This window comes from Halosolutus gelatinilyticus (assembly GCF_023028105.1).
GTDB classification, from domain to species: domain Archaea; phylum Halobacteriota; class Halobacteria; order Halobacteriales; family Natrialbaceae; genus Halosolutus; species Halosolutus gelatinilyticus.
The window spans coordinates 140,588-158,366 of sequence record NZ_CP095491.1; the positions used below are offsets into that span (position 1 = coordinate 140,588).

General features: G+C 58.5%; 11 protein-coding genes. 2 read left to right on the plus strand and 9 right to left on the minus strand.

Annotated elements, in window-relative coordinates; all coding sequences use genetic code 11:
• The first annotated feature begins 21 nt into the window (after nt 1-21).
• Nucleotides 22-1,407, plus strand: coding sequence for a sulfatase-like hydrolase/transferase (locus MUH00_RS00750; RefSeq protein WP_247001694.1), 1,386 nt, complete (start codon nt 22-24; stop codon nt 1,405-1,407).
• Nucleotides 1,408-1,414: 7 nt separating this feature from the next.
• Here MUH00_RS00750 and MUH00_RS23060 read toward each other — a convergent pair whose 3' ends face one another.
• The 8 genes from MUH00_RS23060 to MUH00_RS00790 form a co-directional block, all read right to left on the minus strand.
• Nucleotides 1,415-2,584 (minus strand): glycosyltransferase, encoded by a 1,170-nt coding sequence (locus MUH00_RS23060; protein ID WP_345780920.1) that lies wholly within the window; start codon nt 2,582-2,584, stop codon nt 1,415-1,417.
• A gap of 1,446 nt (nt 2,585-4,030) precedes the next feature.
• The gene (locus MUH00_RS00760) at nt 4,031-5,182 is read right to left on the minus strand and encodes a glycosyltransferase (RefSeq protein WP_247001698.1); all 1,152 of its coding nucleotides are present in this window, start codon (nt 5,180-5,182) and stop codon (nt 4,031-4,033) included.
• A gap of 195 nt (nt 5,183-5,377) precedes the next feature.
• Complete coding sequence (locus MUH00_RS00765; RefSeq protein ID WP_247001700.1) at nt 5,378-6,586, minus strand: glycosyltransferase family 4 protein; 1,209 nt, start codon at nt 6,584-6,586, stop codon at nt 5,378-5,380.
• A 46-nt stretch (nt 6,587-6,632) separates the two neighbouring features.
• The gene (locus MUH00_RS00770; RefSeq protein WP_247001702.1) at nt 6,633-8,441 is read right to left on the minus strand and encodes an ABC transporter ATP-binding protein; all 1,809 of its coding nucleotides are present in this window, start codon (nt 8,439-8,441) and stop codon (nt 6,633-6,635) included.
• Nucleotides 8,442-8,916: 475 nt separating this feature from the next.
• Nucleotides 8,917-10,341, minus strand: a complete 1,425-nt coding sequence (locus MUH00_RS00775) for a sugar transferase (RefSeq protein ID WP_247001703.1) — start codon at nt 10,339-10,341, stop codon at nt 8,917-8,919.
• A 184-nt stretch (nt 10,342-10,525) separates the two neighbouring features.
• The gene (locus MUH00_RS00780; RefSeq protein ID WP_247001705.1) at nt 10,526-12,973 is read right to left on the minus strand and encodes an MFS transporter; all 2,448 of its coding nucleotides are present in this window, start codon (nt 12,971-12,973) and stop codon (nt 10,526-10,528) included.
• Nucleotides 12,974-13,152: 179 nt separating this feature from the next.
• Nucleotides 13,153-13,839 (minus strand): FkbM family methyltransferase, encoded by a 687-nt coding sequence (locus MUH00_RS00785; protein WP_247001706.1) that lies wholly within the window; start codon nt 13,837-13,839, stop codon nt 13,153-13,155.
• A gap of 489 nt (nt 13,840-14,328) precedes the next feature.
• The gene (locus tag MUH00_RS00790) at nt 14,329-15,255 is read right to left on the minus strand and encodes a PGF-CTERM sorting domain-containing protein (protein WP_247001708.1); all 927 of its coding nucleotides are present in this window, start codon (nt 15,253-15,255) and stop codon (nt 14,329-14,331) included.
• Nucleotides 15,256-15,735: 480 nt separating this feature from the next.
• Between MUH00_RS00790 and MUH00_RS00795 the strand changes: the two genes are divergently transcribed.
• Nucleotides 15,736-16,452: a DUF8159 domain-containing protein gene (locus MUH00_RS00795; RefSeq protein WP_247001710.1), complete on the plus strand. Its 717-nt coding sequence runs from the start codon at nt 15,736-15,738 to the stop codon at nt 16,450-16,452.
• Between the two features lie 34 nt (nt 16,453-16,486).
• Here the strand turns inward: MUH00_RS00795 and MUH00_RS00800 are convergent, their stop codons facing one another.
• The gene (locus tag MUH00_RS00800) at nt 16,487-17,320 is read right to left on the minus strand and encodes a hypothetical protein (protein WP_247001712.1); all 834 of its coding nucleotides are present in this window, start codon (nt 17,318-17,320) and stop codon (nt 16,487-16,489) included.
• Nucleotides 17,321-17,779 lie beyond the last annotated feature (459 nt).

Sequence of the window (17,779 nt, forward strand, 5' to 3'; positions counted from 1 at the left end):
CTGGGGCGTGAGTAACGGACTATGCCCGACCAGCCCAACGTATTCGTTTTATCTATCGATTCGCTCCCGTATTCGCGCTTCGAGCAGAGTAGCCGTCAGCTCGCAAACCGTCTCGACGGCGTGAACTTCACCGATGCGATCGCACCGGCATCCTTTACGAGTTCGTCGATGCCCGCGCTGGTTACCGGATCTCACACGGATGAAATTTCAGCGTGGGGGCTCCCGAAGTCCGGTGGGCCAACGCCCGTCGCAGAGGAATTCACGAAAGCGGGATACGACTGCGCGTTGTGGACGGACAACTACCTCTTCGGCACGGAATATAATTACGACCGCGGATTCAACGCCGGGAATCTCGGACGGCCGAGCCGAAAAAAACGCGTCGCGAACCGAGTCAAAGACGGTCCGCTTGAGCCCGCGTTCGGTTTCTTCGAAACGGTTTACTTCAACGTTGTACAGCCGATGCAGAACGTCGCAGGTATGAGTGATTCTTTCTACAGAACGGCGAACGAGCTGAACGAACGGGTGCTCACGTGGCTCGAAGAACGCCGATCGAACTCTCCGCTATTCTGTTGGATTCACTACATGGATACGCACCATCCGTATCAACCCCCGAGCGAGTATCTGGATCGCCGCCGATTCAACGACCGTCGTTCCCGAAGCGAGTTGGGAGAATTCACCCGGAACGCGATCAAGTCCAACGGCGACGACCTAACTGAGTCGGAACTCGAGGACGTACAAACGGCGTACGCAGCGTGTTGCGAGTACATTCACGACGAGTTGACTGCCTTGATATCGACGCTTGAAAACCGGGGCCACTACGATCCGACTTCGGACGTACTCGTCGTTACGGCCGACCACGGGGAAATTCTAAATCGCGACGAACGAGACATGCTCGGTCACGTCCCGCCGGCGTTCTGGGAGGATATCGTTCACGTCCCGCTGATCATCGGACACCCGCGCTGGTCCGCAGCAAACTACGACGAGCAGGTAAGTCTGCTCGATCTCAAACGCTTTCTCTTAGAGGCTGCGGAGGTGTCCCGAACGACGAGTATAGATCCCGCTGATCTGCGCCGTGAGCGGGCGATGATGGTCTCCGAGTGGGAGGAACACGACGACGGTTCGATCACAACCTTCCGCGGAATTCGATCGGCCGCCGGTCAGAAGTACTTCGGCGCGAGACGGAAGTCAACAGATCAAGTACTTTGCACAACCGTCGGCGATCGGTCGGAGGACGTTATCCACGCTACGAGCGCTACGTCCTCGCCGATCGATGTTCCTGTAGAATACGAATCGTTACACGAAGAACTGGTCAACCGAGGCGGTGCCGTCGACGAACGAGCCGTGGCCGCAACACGTGAACGCGGCGCTGCCGAGGCTCATCTCCGCGACCTCGGATACCTCGACTGACCGGGCGCTATTCTCCGCGCTCGATCACCTCGCGAAAAATCCGCTCTATCGATATCGCGTTTCGCTTCCAACTGAACGCATTGAACGCGGTTCGTCGCGCACGATCTCCGACTCGCCGTCTCAGCTCCGTATCGCGTCGAAGGTTTCGGAGGACGTCCGATAGCGCATCCTGGTCGCGCGGCGGTACCAGGAATCCGGTCCGGCGGTCCGTGATGTAATCCGATGGCCCTTCACCTTCACAGCCGATGACTGGAAGCCCGCAGGCCATCGCCTCGAGATAGGCGACCCCGAACGCTTCTTCGTAACTCGGAAGGACGAACACATCTGCGGACTTGAGGTACCCGAATACGTCCTCGTTGGGAACCGACCCCGTGAACGTAACGGCGTCGCGGACGCCGAGTTCGATCGCATGCGCTTCGAGTTCTTCTCTAAGCGGTCCATCTCCGACGATCAGATAGTCGACGTCGACGTCGAGCGTCGAGATAGCGTCGAGAACGTAACGGTGCCCTTTCGTTTCGATCAAATTTCCCACGCTTATTATCCTGAAAGGCGTTTCCGACGATTCGTACGGTTCCGCGTCCGAGATCCGTTTGATAGGTATGCCGTTGTGGACGACTTCGATATCGTTCGTCGCGTCGAACTCCTGTACGAAGATGCGACGTAGCTTGTAACTATTTAAGATCGTCTTTTCGGACGCATCTATCACGGTTTTGACCTGCGGTGCGACCAACGGTCGGTGAATTGATCGCTGCAGATCGGCACCGTGAATCGTCGTCACTAGCGGAATCTCGAGATTTCGGGCAAGCGGGGCGGCGGCGAAGCCATCAGGAACGGCAACGTGAGCGTTGATGAGGTCGGCGGACGTGAATAACTCACGTCGCTTCCGTAGCGCCCGCCGAACGGAGTAGGCGACTATCGGCATCGTTTCGGGCCGCGGGAGCGAGAGGTACCGTGGATAGATAACCGAAACGTCCCCGTAACGATCGGTCCGGGGGATAGACCGTGACGACGAACGGTTTAGCACTCGCGACACCGCATCGGGGACGTAGGGGACGGGAGAGATTACGCGGACGGTGTGTCCTCGCGCCGAGAGCGCGGTCGCCTGTCGCTCGACGAAGATTCCGTTCGTCGGATCCGCGGGCGTCGGGAAGAGATGCGAAACGAAGAGGATATCCATGTACGAAGAGGGATCGATCGCGCAGTAAAAGTAGGCGCTGTATGATGCGATGAATGACTCCTAAAACGATAAAAAAGTAATTATAGCGGCGCGTTTCACGAGGTGATACCCTGCCCTCCGCTGAGTGACAAACTGATGATATATATGAATTCGCACCGAACCGTCGAACCGACGTCTCGTTCGCTCCCTACATGGGTACGATCTGCGACGATCCTTTTACTGGTTCTCGCCGTTCTCGGCCCCATTTTGCCCGGAATATCGGTGATGAACGTAAATCTCTTCCCCTTCCGCCTACTTCTCCCCTTTTACGCCGGGTCGGTATCGCTACTGTTCATATATAGAGGATACGACATTTTCCTCCCACACAGTGTCCTCTATCTATTGGGTTTTGCCATAGTCGGTGTATTGACATCTATCTCCGTGTTCCCGGCGGGATACGTCCTCCGTGGAGCGGTAATATTCAGTGCGTGCTTCACCGTATTTTTCGGCATCATCCTTACACTCACGACTCGGAAATGGGTATATTACGGCTGGATGACGGTATGCTCATTAGGGCTCGTTTCGTTTGTGGTCGCTGCATTCGAATATACGACCGGCTGGCATGCGAGTCTGAGTCAAGTCCACCAGTTACCGAATCGGCCACCCTACGATAGTTACGTTACCGCTTGGTTCACAAATGTGAATGACATGTCGTTCTTCTTAGTTCTTTCGCTGATCCCCGCGTTGGTCCTCGGTTTTACGGCCAGAAAGACAACTACGCGTCTATTTTGGTTGGCGATGTGGATAACCGGATTTTCGCTCACGATTCATCTCGGGGCTCGAGCGTCGATACTCGGGTTCGCGGTTGCGGGGTTCGTCGTCGTCGGTTTCGTCTATTCGGATCGTCTTCGGTACGTTGCAGGTCGATTCCCGACCCGTTTTGGCCAGGCCGCAGCGCCGCTTATAGGGATCTTCGCCGTGCTGATTTTCGCTCTCGTACCGAACCCCGCTTCGACGGCGAGTTCGTCCCTTTGGATCCGTTGGCAGTTGCAGAAGGCGGCCGCGTATAGCGGTGGGCTGACTGGGAACGGTCTTGGTTCGAGCTACACCGTTATCGGACGATCGCCCATCAGGACAAACGGCGTCGGCTCTCCGCACAGTTGGTACGGCGCCCTACTAACCGATACCGGTATCATAGGCCTCACGATATTTCTCGCCTTTTACGGGGGTCTAGTCAGTAGACTGTGCCGATCGGCAGCACTGCGACAGCCGGTCCATTTGATGGGCGCCACTGCTGTCATTACGTTACCGATCGCAGGGTTGGGTCCGAGCAACGCGTTTCTCATGCCGCTATTTTGGATCGTCCTTGGTCTTGCGGTTTCGGCGCTCCAGATACAGGCGGAGCACTAGGGGGTATCCGTACGGAGCGAGACGATTGCACCCGGCCGACTCTACCCCCTCGCCAACTTACACCGCCTCGAGTACGATTTCCGCGAGCTTTTCTCCGGCTTGTTCTCTCGTGTATTCGGCGTACGGCCCCTCTCCAAGCGACCGTGGATCCGTGGCGACAATATCCGACAACGCTGCCTCGATGGCCGGGAATTCGTTCTCGGTGACGTAGCCGTGGTCGAACTGTGAGACGACTTCCGCCATCGCCCCGGCCGATGGCCCGCACGCAAGGATCGGCGTTTCGCACGCGATGTAATCGAAAATTTTGGTCGTCATCTCTTGGGGGGAGCCGCCCGAGACCGCCAGTCCGAGGTCGGCCCTGTGGATGTGTCGAGCGACGGCGGATCGATCGACGAACCCGGTACACGTAAACTGATCGGCGAGTCCGAACTCCGCGACGGTCGAGACGACGTCCTGCTCGGGTTCCCCGACGTGAACGAACTGAACTCCGGTTTCAGTTTTAATGTCGGCGAGCGCGCGGAGGAACGGAGCTACGTCCCTGTAGTGGCCGAACTTACCGACGTAGACGATCGTAAATCGGTTCGGTTGTTCGACGTCGACGTCCGGGAAATCGTCCGGATCGTATCCGTTCTCCACCGTCTTGAACTTCGAAGATAACTCCGGATACCGATTTTGATACGCTCGCGTAATGCCGCTCGTTGCGGTCGTCACAGCAGTTGCCCGTCGAAGAATTCTCGGTTCGGCGCTCGTCGAAACGACATCGTGCATCTGTCCGAAGACTGTTCGTTTCGGCCTGTACGGCTGGAGCGTCCACGCGTCTCGGAAATCGACGAGATAGGGGACCTCTACGGAGGACGTTATAACCACTGTCGATAGAAGCGGGAGAAACGGTCCTGCCGTGTGCCAAATGGCATCGAAGCTGTATCTCTCGTGGAGTTGCCTTATCTTCCAACACAGAGGCGGAACCCATCGTATCTTATTGAATTCTTTCGGCGAGTTCGGCAGAAATTCCGACACCTCGTGGACCGTTACGTTTCCGCCGTCGTCGATCGATATGTCGGTGTTTGGTCCGATATTATCGGCCGCAGTAAGAACGTGTATATTCCATTGATCCGGGAGATACTTCGCGAATTTGGACGCGCGTATCGAACCGACCCCGCCGCCGGGCGGATAGTTGTAGGTGATAAGAAGGATTCGAATCTGATTCACATCAGTAGTTAGGAACGATACCACAAAGTTAGTACCCCGGTTTCGGTAAGCAACCCACTCTGCATGATGGGTTACATTGGTGAATACTTCTCGTAGAATGCGCTTTAGAACACGTAGAGCAACTCAAGTACACACGCGTATTCAGAAGATCGATGTGACACACTCGATCGTCCTTATACATGTGACTCTCTGGCATTATTGTTCGGAGTCACTGTTCTCCACGATAGTAAGAACGGTTTCCAACTCGGCCCGTATATTGAATCGCTTTTCGACGGCTTGACGGCCGTTTTCTCCCATTTCGGACAGTATCTTCGGTTGCGTCACCAGTCTTTTGAGTTCGGTAGCGATCGCACCGGGGGTTTCCGCGGTCGTCGTGCCGGCGCCGGTCTCGGCGAGAATTCTACGCATAGTTGGCAGATCGGTCGCAAGGATCGGCGTTTGAAACGCCATCGCCTGAAACAATTTATTCGGGAGAGCGTATTGCGAGGCTTTTCGCCGGTGATACGGGATCACAGTGACCGTGGATGCCTCGTAGTAGGCGGGCACCTTCTCAAAATCGACCCAGCCCGTAAATTCGACCGCGTCGCTAACCTCCCGTCTCCGGACAAGACGTCGAAGTGATTCGACGTATTCATCGTTTCCATCGCCAACGAGGAGGAGTTTCGTGTCGGGGATCTCCTCGAGTATCGAGGGCAGCGCTTGGATCAACGTTTCGATCCCTCGCTGGGGCGTGAAACCGCCGATGTACGAAATGACATAGTCAGCGTCGTAGTCGAGGGGAGTTACATCCATACTATCCAAGCGCTCTAGATCGGGGACGTTTCGGACTACTCCGGAAGTGAGATTACGACGGTTGTATCTAGCAGCGAAATAATTTAGGAGTTCTTCACTAATGGTGATGAGTGCGTCTGTCCGTTTAACGGCGTATCGTTCGAGACGCTGGTATCGCCACGGTGGAGTCAAGAGGATTTTCGAGTTCAGCCGATCTCGAAACGAGAGCCCTTCTCTCCATAGCTTGACCGCTTCCGGATACATTTCGTGTAGATCTGCAACGATAGAAAGATCGTATTGGTTCGCGAACATCGTCGCAAGTTTCGCATGTTCTATATCGTGATAATAGATCGTATCGAAATGTTTGTTGCTGAGTATCCGCTCCAGTTCTCGCAACCAAATAGGGTGATACCAGGTTGCCGCGTACACTCGCTCTGCAGCGTGGTGGACGACTTTCGAATTTGCACAAACTCTAGTGACAGCGACGTCATTTAACGAGTAGCAGCATTTCTCGTCGTACTGTCCTCGACAAACAACGTGTACGTCGTGACCTGCCGTTACGAGCCCTTCAGCTTCTCGTCTGACTCGAATATCGGGTTCGTACTTACCATTTGTCACCATCAAGACGTTCATAGTATGATCGATCTATCCCGTGATTTTACCGTTAATCTCGAACGCATTACGATTGTAACGAGTACAGATTGGAGTACTTCCCGTCTCGCGTCACGAGTTCCTCGTGATTACCGGCTTCGACGATTTCGCCGCTCTCCATCGTATAGATCCGATCGGCATTCGTAACGGTCGAGAGGCGGTGAGCGATTACGAGCATAGCGTACTCCCGTTCCATCGACTCGATTCCGTCGTGTACTTGCTTCTCGAGTGAGGTATCCAGATCGCTCGTTGCCTCGTCGAGGATCAGAAGATCGGACTCCTTCAGGAGAGCGCGGGCAATCGCGACTCGCTGTCGTTGCCCGCCGGACAGTTTCACGCCCTGATCGCCGAGGACCGTCTCGTATCCGTTCGGCAACTCGTCGAAGAATTCAGTCACCCGCGCGACCTCGCACACGCGATCGATCTCCGCCCGCGTTGCGTCCCGGTTACCGATCGTCAAGTTCCGTCGGAGCGTATCGTTGAAGATGTGAGGGTCCTGCCGAACGATCGACACCCTCGAACGCCACTCGTCGACGCTGAATTCGGTTATCGGAACGTCGTGCACTCGAATCCCGCCCCGGTCCGGTTCGTACATCCGCGCGAGCAGCGACGCGATCGTTGATTTCCCCGCGCCGGACGGACCAACGAACGCGACGAACTCGCCACGATCGAGGCTGAATGAAACGCCGCGAAGCACCGGTTCATCGTTCGAATTGTAGCTGAAATGGACGTCACGAAACTCCGTCCGTTCGATCGGCGTCGGGACCGGTTTCGAACCGGCGTTCGACTCGCTGTTGCGCTGGAGCTCGTCGATGAACTCCTGGGTACGGACGAGGTGAGGGAGTTCGCCCTCAACCTGGTAGACTGCCGTGTTGAGGGTACTCACCTTGGGCCCGAGTTTGAACATCGCGAATAGAAACACGCCCAGTTCAGCTAGAGTCATCGAGGAAAACGTCAGCCCGAAATAGATGAGTACGAACACCGTGATCGCCGTGGTCAGCTGGTAAAAGTTCGTGATCGCTTCGCTGTTTCGTAACAGTTTGATCCGGTACTGCTCGAACCGCGTTACCGACTCGCTGAATCCTGAGCGCAGTTCGTCGGACATCCCGAACAATTTCACCTCTCGGACGCCCTGTGTACCGGCCTGTGCGCGCGACTGAATCCCTTCTTTGGCCTCGGCGACTTCGTCGCCGAGTGCGTACCCAGTGTCGAGGACGTATCGAAACAGGACGGTCGCTCCGCCGAGGAAAATAGCTGTGAAGATCGTAAGCAACGGTGACACGAACAGCGCGAGTGAGACGTACACCAGCGCGAGCAGCCCTTGTTCAATACAGTTTAACACGTATTTGATCACTCGTCCAGCGTATTCAGCCTGAGTGACGATCGCGTTCATGATGTCGTCGGACCCTTCCTCGTCGAAATAGGCGATCTCGGCGTCGAGGGCGTTGTCGAACGCGGTCTCCTGCAGGTGCTTGACGTATCTCGTTACGATCGATGCTTTAAACCAGCCGACAACGAACGATAGTGTGAATCGAACGGCCATCACGGTTGCAACACCGGTCACCAGATACCCGAGTGTGAACGGAACTCCGAGAAATTGGTAGATGCCCAAAAAGAGCTCAAGCAGCCCGCTGGCGTCTTTTTTCGGTGTATCAGTTTGAGCGATTTCGACGATCGGCATTATGAAACTGAGCCCGAATCCCTCGAGCAACGCGGCCACGACACTCAGCCCGATAACGAAGATGGCAAATCGAGGTTGGAACTTTGCAACGCGATACAGCGACGCGCCTTTCTCCCGCCAGGTGAGATCGACGTCGATATCGTTGGTGTCAGACATACTCTCTAGTCGTTTTTCGGCCTCGACTCCCTGAACTGGGTATTGACCCAGTGCTCCTCCTCGAAGGTGATGTTTGGGGGATTCACTTAGTAATCGGATCGCTTCACCTTCGTGAAGAACCGTTGCAGCGTGATCACGCCTGATTACTTTGCGCGTACGGAGGCAATAGTCGGTAGGATGTAGATCATCGCCACGACGTGAGCGACCGTCTAGTGAGCGTCACCGTCGATTTCCACCGTGTAACGGGCTGTTACGCAAATAAGCGTATAAACCCCTCTACCCGGTAAGTAATCGTACATTCTCCAGAGGCTTCATCCGCCTCTCCCCGTGATGATCCCGTCGAGTTCTCCCTTGCAGAAAGCATGTTCGATCTACACGCGGCGTATCACAAATCCTGAATCCCGCATCGCTGTGCGTACAGGTGCGGGGGAGTGGAGGTCCGCGCATCGTACGGTCGCTCTGGCAACTAGCCGTCTTATTTTAAAACGGATATGACGATTTTCCAGACCTGGCGGATCACGATCTTCAGATCGAACCAGAACGACTGCTGCCGAATGTACTCGAGATCGTATCGTAACTTTTCTTCGGGATCGGTGCTCTTCGCGTCGTTTATCTGTGCGAGCCCGGTTAGGCCGGGCTTCACGAACCAGCGTTTCCGCCACGCCGGTGCATCCTCCTCGAGCAACACTTCCTCCTCGGTCCAAGCCGCTCGCGGGCCGACCACGCTCATATTACCGGCCAAAATCGACCACAGCTGCGGCAACTCGTCGAGGTGAGTCCTCCGTAACGCGCAGCCCACGCGCGTGATCCGATCGTTCTTTTCATCCCCGGTCGGTGTCACCGACTCGCCCTCGGGAACCATCGATCGGAACTTGTATACGGGAAAGGTCTCGCCGAAGCCGGTCGTCCGGTCCTGGCTGTACAGCACCGGGCCGTGACTGTCGAGCTTGATCGCGACGGTGATCGCGATCATCAGCGGGACGGACGCGACGAGTCCGACGAGCGCAAACGCGAAATCGAACGCCCGTTTGAACAGGTGATCGAGCGGGTCCCACGGTTCGAGATCGACGTCGACGATTTCGTCCACGTCTCCCTCGGAGACCAGCACGCTGTCGGTGTACTCCCGGTGGACCTTGGCGTCGACTCCGTGTTCGTGGCAGGTGTCGAGCGCGCCGAAAAATTCCGCTCGATCGGCCTGACGAAACGCTAATACCACCGTGTCGACGTCGTACTCGACGAGCGCGTCCTCGAGTCGTGACAAACCGCCCAAGCGGGTCAACGCGTCGACTCCGCCCCACGATTTGACGCCGCCATCGTGGGCGATGATGCCGTCGTGTGACGCAGTTTCTGCGAAGGTGGACTCACCGCGAACGCTCACCACGGACGGACAGAGATAGCCGAGAACCGGCACCTCGATCGACGGGATGATCTGTTCGATCTGCCCGAGGTCGTCGCCGACGACGAGCGTTCGACCGGGATCTTCGACCGGCCGGTGGCGAATCCAGACGAACCAGACGGGAATCGCGATCGACAACACCCCGATCGTCATCGTGAGCGTCGCTCGCGGAAGTCGATACGACCAGCGAAAATAGCCCAACGTCGCAAGCGCGAACCCACCGACGAGGACGCGCTTTTGCGCCAGAAATACGGTGTCGAGTATCCGCCGCGGTTGCGGTTTGTACAGCGGGAACAGGACGCCTGCGATCGCGATCGCGCTCAACGTGATCGCCCAGTATAACGATCTCCCGGATAAAACGGTGACGTCGAGACGGTTGAACAAGGGGACGTACGTCGTGAAAATAGATTGCGAGAACTGGTGATTTACAACGAGCACCGCGCAGATCGTCAGTAGAATCACTCCGAGGGAGCTTACTGTGCGATACTGCCATCCGGTTAACATACATCGTTTGAGGCAACCGCTGATGATATAACATATTTCGTATTCAGTGGTGGAGGTTCGTTTTTGTAAAATATAATGTGATGTAAATGCCACAATCAGACAGAAATCAATCAACTAGAAACGGGAGAGATGCGAGCGGAGCGTCCGCTTCCGATTTTTCGCGGATCCGGCGCGTGAGAACCGGTTAGGAGGATTCGACCCGCGATCCGTTTTCGACCGCCGCCGTCGGAACGTCGATTTCCCGATCGCCAACCGTGTACTTGCCGGGATACGGGACCGTCACTTCCAGCGTCCCGTCTTCATCGACGGTGACTTCCCGCTCGTACGTAACCGTCTCCCCCGAAACCGTCGCTTCGGTTTTGACGGTCATCGTTTCGCCCGGTTCGCCGGTCGTCACGATCGTCGCGCCGGGGACGACGGCGAACGCCGTCGTATCCTCGTCGAGATAGATCGCCTGATAGTGCTTGAGCGGGTCGGCGTCGTCACCGCCAGCGCCGTAGTCGTCGTGAAGCCGCGCCTGTGCGCTCGGTTCCGAGTACTCGCTGTCCGAATCCGTCATGACGACGTATCCGACGCCGTTCCGCTCGAATTCCTCGTACCACTCGTCCGGATCGCCGTCGGCCTGGAATTCGTCGAACTTGTTTATCGCGTACGAATAGGACTTCGATTCTCCGCTGACGAAGTAGTTGTACATCCGATTATCCCCCCACTTACTCAATACGAAATTCTCCGGGTACTCTCGACCGGTCTCCGTCGCGTGCTCGTCGATGGCCATCGCGGCTTCGTACTGCGAATCGCTGTAAGCCGTCTGCGCGACTAACGACGGCGTGTAAAACAGGCCGCCGCTACAGACCAACAGCCCGATCCAGACGATCGCGACGAGCGTCCAACGGCTTCGCGGCACGATGATACTCCGGGAGTGCGTTCCGCCGTCGGTTACCGTACCTCGACCCGCCCGATCGCTCGTATCCTCTTCGTCCTCGTCACGCCCCCTCAACGGCGCCGGAATCCGCGCGAGATCAGCCCACGCGAGTATCCAGACGAAGCCCATTCCGCCGAACACGGAAAGCGGGATCGCCAGTTGAGCTGCGAACCGCCCCTGTAACGTCGCCAGCAGGAGCCAGAAGACGACGTAAACCGAGAGCAACAGCCATCCGGGTTCGTACCGACGAGACGCGATCCAGCAGGCCCACGCCACGACCAGGATCCCGAGATAGAAGGTCAGACCGAGTTGTGCTAACGGGCCGAAGACGATCGCGTCGTCGAGGGTGAACAACGAGGTCGTCTCCGCAATGCCCTCCCGAAAGAACAGGTCGGCGGCCTCCGCTCGCAGCCGGGCCCACTCCTCGGGACGCAGAAACCGAAACGCCGCGAATCCCCCTCCCACGAGGATACTTTCGAGGATAAGCAATCCGCTAATCGGCCAGCCGAGTCGTCGCCACAATTCTCCAAGACCGATCGTGACGACGGCACCGCCCACGACCAGAACGGGCACAATTGCCGTGAACGCCTCGTGCCAACCCCAACTGACGTGCAGAAGCGCGATGAGTACGCTGCTCAGTACCAACCCGACGAGAATCGGCGCGTTAGCCAGCGCGGGCCGGAACCCGGAACGGACGTCGATCGCCACTTTCAATCCCGCGTACGCTGCGACGGGCATGAACATCAGGACCGATCCGCCCCAGGAAAGCGCCGAGAAGGAGAGGGCGATCCCAAGGACGACGGCAGCGATCCACGTCCACGGATGCCGAAGGTATCCGGCGGTCACCGCTTCCACCGCCGAATCGCCGTTCCACCGCCGTTCGAGATCGACGGCGAGCCAGGCGAGTGTCAATAGCGTCACGCCGAGCCAGAGGTACTGGTGCAGGCGATGTTCGAGGAAGCCAACGCCGGTGTAAGCGGCGTGTGCCGGTGTAAGTGCCAAGAGGAGCAGCGAAGCGATACCGACGCGAACGTCGTCGGTAACGACCACGGCGAGCCAGTAGACCACGACGCCGAGAACGACCGTTGCGACGATCGGCAACCAGGCGGCGACCATGTCAGCCGCCCACTGATCGCCGCCGAGTAACTCCGCGAAAAACCAGTTCGCGGCGTGGGTTACCGGACGCCGTTCGGCCGCCTCCACGGGCATATCCGTGATAACGCTCACGTCCGTGATCCCGCCCGATTCGGCGAGCATCCTCTCCATCCAGTACCGGTAGTAGTACGGGTCGTTCCCCGGCGAAACGACGGCACCTCCGCGAAAGACCGATCGGTAGTTCAACAGCCGCATTCCGACCAGCACCGCGAGGGCGCCCACGAGCGCTGCCGTCGCGCGTGCGTCGAACGCGATCGGGATCGAAAACTCGAATCGATCGGTCGATCGATCCTCCGGGATCTCTTCGCCGGCGAGCCCCGCTTTCACCCCCTGACGACTGGAAACGCGATACTCGCCGTCGACCTTCGTCACGAGTCCGCGCGAGACGAGCTCGCCGAACGTCCCCGAATCGAGCGGTACGTCGTCGAAGGTCCAGCTATCGTGTTTGGCGTCGACGTCGAGGACGGTGTCGAGGATCGCATCACCGTCTTCGTATTCCTCGCGGAAGGCCGCTGCTGCTTCGGCGACTGCCGCAGGATCCGATGCGTCGGCCATTGGCACGTTGCTCCATGTACATTCTGATAAAGACTGGGTCCGTAACGGCGCATCTATGTCGCGGACGGACCAATAAGCATGGGATACTGTGCGATGAGCTGATACAAGAGGTACGCGCCATCTCGCCCCGACGCCGGTGAACTCGAGAGAGTCTCAGAAGACGGTTCTAACTCCGTTCACTAGTCCTTACGCGCCTCAAGAAAAACGACTTTCCCCCTGGAGTCTACTCCGACTGAATGAGGATCCAGTATTTCACACTCGAAATCGTTCGATTCCAATATACGTTCTACCTCGCCAGGGTCTACACCGTAGTTTTTGTGTATCTCACAGATGACGTATTTGCAATCCGGATTCGCCAAGGTCTTTGAGAGACCGTTGAGAACCGCTACCTCTACTCCCTCGACATCGATTTTGATCGCGTTTGGCGAGGCGAGGTCCCGTTCGACGAGGTCGTCACCCCGGACCAGCGAAACGTCTATTTCGTTTCCTGACTCAACGGGTACAGTCTCATCGCTTTGTTCCGGTATTAGCGTATGGCCACCGGTTCCAACGTTCTCGCTTTCGAGCGACAGTTCTACACGACCGTTCGAATCAGATAGCGCGACTTTTTTAATGGAGATATTTGAGTAACCGTTAAGTGCCGCGTTCTTTCTAACTTTTCTCGCATTTTCCGGGTGGGGTTCAAAAGCAATAACAGCACCTCGCGGGACGTTTGAAGCGGCAAAACAACTGTACGTCCCGATGTTAGCACCGATATCCCATACGATGTCGCTATCGTCTAGCTGCTCTATAAATCGACCGATTAGTTTTTCTTCCCTGACAAAACCGCTGTCCATCCGAGCGTATTCGACTTCGGTATCGATCATGAACGAGACTTCGGTTCCGTCGATACGTTCGGTGTGCCGAAACGGCAATCGAAGTAAATCGATACGCCGAAAAAAAGATCGGAGATGACCGTGATAGATGTTTGAGAGACTGCTATGAAGGCCCGTTTGATCCGCTATATTTCTAGCCGATCCAGAATATATCGTTTCAATTATTTTTTCGAAGTAGTGTTTGACCAATGCCATAATCGCTGGTCGAGCAGTAGAAGTATAAATCTCATCCCCTTACTGGATACCCGATTGGAATACATATTTATAATCTATCGTCCGTATTCATGAATTTACAGATATTATATCATTTTTATCGTACTGATCGTCACCAGACATAACTGCCAGCCACATGCTCACAGAGAGAACGTCTTCGATAGAGGGAGGCGATCATTCACACGACATCTTGAGCAAAATAGCCCTCCGCAATACCGTGTCGATCACTGCCCCCATCAGGAACGCCCTTGTCGAATTTGAAAGACGTTACACTCGATACTGCCGATACCAAGCCATGGTACCGATCGCTAGCGCGACGACCGCAGCCGCCGTACCGAACCCGATTCCGCCCGCAGGGTCAAGCAGCCCGCCGCCGCCGTCGTCCGATTGGCTCTCCCCTGCCCCTTCGCCCCCTTCGAGTTGCAACACGACGACGGTTTGTCCGTGCGAGTCGTTGGGTTCGTAGGTCCAGCCGCCCTCCGTGGCGTCGTAGGGCTCAGCGTCGGCGATCGGATCGACGTCGGTGTCCCAGCCGTCGCCGCCCGGAAGTTGCTTGATGTAGCCGACGACGTTGATCTTGTCGGCGTGCTCGCCCTCGACCTGCGCCTCGCCGAACTCGACGGTTTCGTTTTCCGGCAGGCCGTGCCACTCGAGGCAGTGTGCGTCGAGGATGCCGTCGCCCTGCGGATAGTCGGAACTCGTCCCGAACTGATCGCCGTCGAAGGGGCGCACGTAGTGTTCGGTCAGCGGGAAGTCGACGACGAACGGATCCGCCTGGGAGTGCCACGCCAGCGACTCGCCCGTCTCGATCGTAACGCTCGTGTTGGGGACGCTCTCGCCGACGATCGGTTCGCCGGCCTCGTTGAGCAGCGTCACGCAGATCTTCCCGGAGCCCTCGCCGAGATACGGGTCCCGATACTCGTCGCGCGGATTGACGTAACTGACCCAGCTTCCGTCGTCGGCGGCCTCCTCGAAGTACGGATCGCCCTCCGTGGGGACCGGTTCGTCGTAGGCCGCTTCCGAGACGTTGCCCTGAGCGATCGCTCCGGACGCCGACGGTGACGCGGCGGTTCCGGCGGCGATCGACGGCCCGGCGAGCGCGCCGATCACCAGCCCGGCGACGACGACGAGTGCGAGCCCCGCGACCGAGGCGCGTCGATCCGAGCCGTCGGTCGCCGTGATCGATCCGACCATCGCTACCCTCTCGAAACGGTCGAGTCGGCCGCGATCGATCGGAGAGCTGTCCCGCGGTCCGGCGCGAACTCCCGTAGTGAACCGTCGTGTGCCGTCCCGATTTCGGCGTCGGTCGTCGTCGGTGCGGGCCGGCCGGTCACGGTCGGTCGATCCAGCGTATCACGGAGCGTGAGCATCGCGTTGTGTCACCCGGTCTAGCATACTATATATGAGCACCGTACCGATCGCAAACCGGGCGTTTCCGCGCGAGACCGGCGGATCTCTCCCGTTCGCTTTCTCTCGCCGCCGACGCCCGTTCTCGTTTCAGTATCGGCGCCACCGCCGCGTGGACGAACCGGCACGGCCGGGAGGACGCGGTTCGAAAATCGATCGGCGTGACGACGTCCGCGATGGGCGCACGACGCGGGCCCGCCACTAAGACCGACTTATCGAAGTGTAGTAATACCATTAACAATACGTCGGGGGACGTCAGTGGGGAGCATGTCATGGGTGGCACAGCTCCCGGGAATGCGATCCGGCCACCGCGTCCGGAACGTGGCGCTGGGGATCGGATACGCGCTCGTCCTGCTCCCGATCGCCGTCGTGATAGCGCCGCTTCTCGCCGTCGGAGCTGTGGCGACGAACTATCGAGACGCAGCGACGCGACTGTCAGGACTCCCCGGCGTCGATTCCGGCGGCGGAATGCAAGCCGGCGTCGTCGCTGGCGTCTACGTCTTCGCCCTTTGGGGAGCGGTACTCGGAGCCGGGATGGGAGCCGCGGACCTCGCGGGCGACTCCGGAGAGGCCGACGCCGACCAGCCGGCGAGTATCGACGCCACGAGCGACAACGGCACCGCAGAGCAAGCGCGATCGGAGGAGGAACTCCTGGTGTTTTTCGAAACGAACGTCCAGCAGTGGGGCGTGGAACTTCGTTCGGTCGAGCTGTCCGACAACGCACTCGTCGTCGAGTATTACGCCAACACGACGTCCGAAGAGGGGTTCACCAACGAGATGGCGTACCTCATCGGAACGTACGTCGACACCGTGGACGCCGGGCTCGAGACGGAGCGAATGGACGTCACGGGCGTCGATTCGGACGACGATAGCGACCACGTGTACTGGCACGTCGAGTCCGAATGGGCGAAGGCGTACCTCGACGAGGAACTTACCGAGGAAGACGTCTTCGATCGGGTATTTGAGACTGTCGAAGTGGTGTAACCGCGACGCCGCGGTCTCCGCTGCGCGGCGATCGCTACGACCCCGCCCGGTCCGGCGGCGCGACGAGTCTGCGGACGATCGGATAGGCGACGCCGAGGACGAGGCCGAATCCGACGAGCGCGACGAAACTCGCCCGGTGGACGTACGGGATCGGTCGCGATCGGGCGAGCATCACGCGCATCCAGACGGGAACGCCGACCGTGACGCCGACCGCCCAGGCGGCGACGGCGAAGCACAGCCCGAGTACCGCGCTCGAGACCGGATTCCTCGCGCCCAGCCTCGCGTCGACGATCGCGACGAGGGCGGCGAACGCCGCGGTCGCGGCCCAGCTGAGCGCCAGTAGGAGGGCCCAGCCGACGCCGTTGGTTTCGCGGCCGAACAGCGCAGCCAGGGAGTCGATTCGACCGGTCCGGGCGAACGCGACCCCGACCACGGCTCCCGCGAGGACGCCCGTGATCGCGATCGCGTAACTCGAGACGAGCGCTCGCGCCGCGAGCGCGTGCCGGCCGGATCGAGTGCCGCGCCGCGTCCGCGCGCCGATCGAATCCGCCGCCGTGAACACGGAGACGGCGACGACGAAGAGCGCGACCGCCGCCGCGGTGCTCTGGATCGGGTTGGTGTCGAACGGCGGCCGATCGAGCGTGTAATGGAACGCGAAGAGGTCGGCCCAGGGCGATCCGTGAACCCGATTCAATTCGGCGCGGAAGGCGGGCGCGATCTTGTGGAAGTCCGGGCTCATCCCCCAGAGACCGCCGATCGCGACGAACCACAGGTGGTGCCTGGACGCGCCGCCGCGCAGCGCCAGCGGCGCCGCTAGCAGCAGGACGAGCGCCGCGCCGACGAGGAAGTGCACGATTGCGGGCGCCATCGGATGCTCGACGGTGCGAACCGTCGGTGGGGGTAATTCGACCGGGCAAATAAAGCACGTCCCTGACCCGATCGCGCGTCGACCGGGGCGCCTGGCCGATCGCGTATCGGTCGGCGACCTCGATTCGATCGCGTTTCGGTGGCGATCGGCTCCCGGTCGGCACCGGCGACAGTCGCGGCGAGGTCCGTCGTCCGAATGGCACCCGAAGGTAATCCTACCGAGGGGGAATCGATCGTCGAGGCGCGTTCCTCGCGATCGTCTCGTCGCGGCGAAACGTAACCGATCGGCCGACTGGACCACCGCCGAAGTAATCGATGCCAAACCGCTCTCAAGAAGTGATTTGAATCCGTTTTCGGACCGGTTAAAACCGGTTCAGTCGGGCGGTTTTCGACGGCTCGAGGACGAGTAGCGCATCGAGAACTGTTTGCGATCGATCCGCCGCGATAACGGACCCTTACG

What these genes read in the sequence shown, in the direction of transcription:
- MUH00_RS00750 (WP_247001694.1), top strand. Translation starts at nt 22, where the DNA reads ATGCCCGACCAGCCCAACGTATTCGTTTTATCTATCGATTCGCTCCCG.
- MUH00_RS23060 (WP_345780920.1), bottom strand. Translation starts at nt 2,584, where the DNA reads ATGGATATCCTCTTCGTTTCGCATCTCTTCCCGACGCCCGCGGATCCG.
- MUH00_RS00765 (WP_247001700.1), bottom strand. Translation starts at nt 6,586, where the DNA reads ATGAACGTCTTGATGGTGACAAATGGTAAGTACGAACCCGATATTCGA.
- MUH00_RS00770 (WP_247001702.1), bottom strand. Translation starts at nt 8,441, where the DNA reads ATGTCTGACACCAACGATATCGACGTCGATCTCACCTGGCGGGAGAAA.
- MUH00_RS00775 (WP_247001703.1), bottom strand. Translation starts at nt 10,341, where the DNA reads ATGTTAACCGGATGGCAGTATCGCACAGTAAGCTCCCTCGGAGTGATT.
- MUH00_RS00780 (WP_247001705.1), bottom strand. Translation starts at nt 12,973, where the DNA reads ATGGCCGACGCATCGGATCCTGCGGCAGTCGCCGAAGCAGCAGCGGCC.
- MUH00_RS00785 (WP_247001706.1), bottom strand. Translation starts at nt 13,839, where the DNA reads ATGATCGATACCGAAGTCGAATACGCTCGGATGGACAGCGGTTTTGTC.
- MUH00_RS00790 (WP_247001708.1), bottom strand. Translation starts at nt 15,255, where the DNA reads ATGGTCGGATCGATCACGGCGACCGACGGCTCGGATCGACGCGCCTCG.
- MUH00_RS00795 (WP_247001710.1), top strand. Translation starts at nt 15,736, where the DNA reads ATGTCATGGGTGGCACAGCTCCCGGGAATGCGATCCGGCCACCGCGTC.
- MUH00_RS00800 (WP_247001712.1), bottom strand. Translation starts at nt 17,320, where the DNA reads ATGGCGCCCGCAATCGTGCACTTCCTCGTCGGCGCGGCGCTCGTCCTG.